This window comes from Pseudomonas juntendi, from assembly GCF_009932375.1.
Taxonomy (GTDB): domain Bacteria; phylum Pseudomonadota; class Gammaproteobacteria; order Pseudomonadales; family Pseudomonadaceae; genus Aquipseudomonas; species Aquipseudomonas juntendi.
Window position 1 is genome coordinate 1 of the sequence record NZ_BLJG01000311.1, and the last position, 2,973, is coordinate 2,973.

The 2,973-nt window shown below is 58.1% G+C and carries 4 protein-coding genes; all 4 read right to left on the reverse strand.

Translation table 11 applies throughout. The features are described 5' to 3' along the window. Positions 1–59: 59 nt before the first annotated feature. The 4 genes from GYA94_RS25275 to tnpA all read right to left on the reverse strand — a co-directional run bounded on the left by GYA94_RS25275 (position 60) and on the right by tnpA (position 2,846). A complete protein-coding gene (locus GYA94_RS25275; RefSeq protein ID WP_161893339.1) occupies positions 60–539 on the reverse strand; it encodes a GNAT family N-acetyltransferase in 480 nt (159 codons plus the stop codon). Between the two features lie 55 nt (positions 540–594). Then, positions 595–2,130, reverse strand: coding sequence for an IS66 family transposase (gene tnpC / locus GYA94_RS25280; protein ID WP_161893340.1), 1,536 nt, complete (start codon positions 2,128–2,130; stop codon positions 595–597). Positions 2,131–2,193: 63 nt separating this feature from the next. Next, complete coding sequence (tnpB, locus tag GYA94_RS28370) at positions 2,194–2,529, reverse strand: IS66 family insertion sequence element accessory protein TnpB (RefSeq protein WP_161893341.1); 336 nt, start codon at positions 2,527–2,529, stop codon at positions 2,194–2,196. Next, positions 2,526–2,846, reverse strand: a complete 321-nt coding sequence (gene tnpA, locus GYA94_RS25290; RefSeq protein WP_161893342.1) for an IS66-like element accessory protein TnpA — start codon at positions 2,844–2,846, stop codon at positions 2,526–2,528. The genes tnpB and tnpA overlap by 4 nt, the downstream gene beginning before the upstream one ends. Positions 2,847–2,973: the final 127 nt, after the last annotated feature.

Consider the following 2,973-nt stretch of genomic DNA (forward strand, 5'->3'; position numbering starts at 1 on the left):
GTAAGCGTCCAGGGAAGTCACAGTGCGATGGTCTAGCTGCAACCCTTTTAGGGGTGAGGTCACTGCCTCGTCCATAACATAGTCTGAACAGTAATATGCGGATGACTTTCCAATGGCTCCCATTCATCCAGGAAGACAAACCCCTGTTTCAAATAGAAGCTTGAGGCTCTAGCGTTTTCAGGAGAGACATCCAGAAAAACGCCGTCAAAACCTCTCTCAGTGGATCGAGCCTTTACGATATCCACCAGTTCTTTTGCGATGCCAGAGCCCCTAGCCGCAGGCTCAACCCACATCCCGATCAAATTGAAGCGCTCCGACTCACTGACTGCGGCACCGACCATCCCGACGGGCCTGCCTTCCTCGAATGCCAGCCAGAATTCGGTTCCCGTAGATGAGGCTCTTTGTTTCCACTGGTCGCAGTCATAGTGAGCAGCAGCCTTGTAACTGACGCCAAAGGCTGTTGGCGTATCCAGAAGCGCGGCAAGCCTGACGCGCTTGAGTAACATCCAGTCGTTCTCGCTCGTTGCTCGAATGCGCATATCTGTCCTTAGTATCGTTTGTCCGTGAGGGTACGGGAAATAGGCCTCGCGCAGATCAGCCACCTATCCACTGATGCGGCAGCAGTTGTTCGATTTGACTTGCCTTCTGCGTTGGCAGCCGCGTCAGTACATCCTTGAGATATGCATACGGATCGCGCCCATTCATGCGTGCCGACTGGATCAAACTCATGATGGCCGCAGCCCGCTTACCGCTGCGCAGGGATCCAGCAAATAACCAGTTCGAGCGCCCGAGTGCCCATGGCCGTATCTGGTTCTCGACCTGGTTGTTGTCGATGGGCACAGCCCCATCGTCCAGGTAGCGCGTCAGCGCTACCCAGCGTTTCAGGCTGTAATCGAGGGCTTTAGCTGTGGCTGATCCGTTGGGCACCAAGTCGCGCTGGGCCAACATCCAGTCATGCAGTGCTTTGAGGATTGGCACCGCCATTTCCTGACGTATTCGCCAACGATCTTCATCACTCATGTCTCGCGCTTGGCGTTCGACCTCGTACAAACCGCTGATCGAGTGCAGGGCCTGTTCAGCCAACTGGCTTTTATTCGCTACGTGCAGATCAAAGAACTTGCGACGGGCGTGAGCCATGCAGCCGATTTCAGTGATGCCTTGTTCAAACCCGGCTTTGTAGCCAGCGAAGTCGTCGCAGACCAGCTTGCCGTTCCAGTCACCCAGAAAGTTGCGCGCATGTTCGCCAGCACGGCTTGGGCTGAAGTCGTAAACCACCGCCTTGAGCGCCGAGAACGGCGTGGTGCTGTAGGCCCAGACATAAGCCCGGTGGGTTTTCTTCTCGCCTGGCGCAAGCATTTGTACCGGTGTTTCGTCGGCGTGGATCACACCCTGGTTCAGCACCGCTTCACGCAGTGCATCGACCAACGGCTGAAGTCGCACACCGGTTTGTCCAACCCACTGCGCCAGGGTCGAGCGAGCAATTGCCAGCCCGGCGCGGCCAAAAATCTTCTCCTGCCGATACAGCGGCAAGTGATCGGCAAACTTGGCCACCATCACGTGGGCCAGCAGGCCTGCGGTCGGGATACCTTTGTCGATAACCTGCGCCGGCACTGGCGCCTGGATCAGTGTTTCACACTGACGGCAGGCCCATTTACCACGTACATGTTGCTCGACGGTAAACACGCCCGGCGTGTAATCCAGCTTCTCGCTGACGTCTTCGCCGATGCGTTGGAGCTGGCAACCACAGGCGCACTGAGTGTTTTCGGGTTCATGGCGAATGACGGTGCGTGGAAACTGCGGCGGCAAGGGCGCACGTTTCGGGGATTGCCGTGGTTCGGACTGTGGCGCAGCTGGGAGGAGCTGTTTCAGCTCGGCCTCGATAGCTTCAAGGTCTGTGTCGAGCAGGTCATCCAGCAAGCTGCTTTGAGCCGGGCTGATTTGCTCGCTGCGCTTGGCAAACTTGTGCCGTTTGAGCAGGGCGATTTCGAACTTGAACTGTTCGATGAGGATTTCATCGTTCTGGATCTTTCTGCTCATCGCCTCGACCTGGGACTGCAGCTGCAACGCCTGTGCCGCCAAGGCACGAAGCTGTTCCGGGGTCATCTGGTCGAGGTTGGGCGAGAAAGTCATGCCGCCGATTGTGCCAGAGCAGGCGCGGGACGACGACAAGTAGACCGGCCAAATGGCCGGCGGTTACAGCATGCTGATTACACCGCCGGCGCCAACGCGCTGCCACGGCAAGCCCAGTACCAACGCCTGGAGTTGTTCGTTGTCGAGCTCGACCTCGCAGCCATTGCGAATGCCGGGCCAGTGGAACTTGCCTTGGTTCAGTCGTCTCGCTGCGAGCCAGACGCCCACGCCGTCGTGCACCAGCACTTTCATCCGGTTGGCCCGGCGATTGGCGAACAGATAAGCGCAGTGCGGCTTCGCCGCACCGAACACCGCAATCACCCGGGCCAGTGCCGTTTCGGTACCGGCGCGCATGTCCATAGGCTCGGTTGCCAGCCAGATCGCATCGATGCGAATCATTGAGCGACAGCCCGAATAAATTGCGCGCAGCCCTCGGGATCCGAGGCTGGCCATTTCACCGTGATCAATTGCCCTGCCATGGGCAACTCGATGATCACTGACGCTTCGACTGGCCGTTTAGGTGGGGCTTTTAGCGGGACGAAAGCCGGTAGTGAAGTCGTTGCGGGCTGATCTCGATAGAGCGGCAGCCATTTACGGATGACGTTGGCATTGATGCCGTGGCTGATGGCGACACTGGACACCGTCGCGCCAGGTTGCAGGCATTCCTGAACGACCTGGGCTTTGAATGGTTTCGGATAAGAGCTTCGTTGGCGCATGGAAATCCTGGCGATAAGGGTGATCGCGTCCGCTTAAAAATACGCGGACACCATCGCCCTTAATGCTGGAGTTCGGAAGGTGAGTTCGCCGGACGCTTACCCTAGCAGCGGCCTTGCGTCGCGATGG

Excerpts from the sequence above, each read along its gene's own strand:
- GYA94_RS25275 (WP_161893339.1), bottom strand. The coding sequence starts at position 539 with ATGCGCATTCGAGCAACGAGCGAGAACGACTGGATGTTACTCAAGCGC.
- tnpC (WP_161893340.1), bottom strand. The coding sequence starts at position 2,130 with ATGACTTTCTCGCCCAACCTCGACCAGATGACCCCGGAACAGCTTCGT.
- tnpB (WP_161893341.1), bottom strand. The coding sequence starts at position 2,529 with ATGATTCGCATCGATGCGATCTGGCTGGCAACCGAGCCTATGGACATG.
- tnpA (WP_161893342.1), bottom strand. The coding sequence starts at position 2,846 with ATGCGCCAACGAAGCTCTTATCCGAAACCATTCAAAGCCCAGGTCGTT.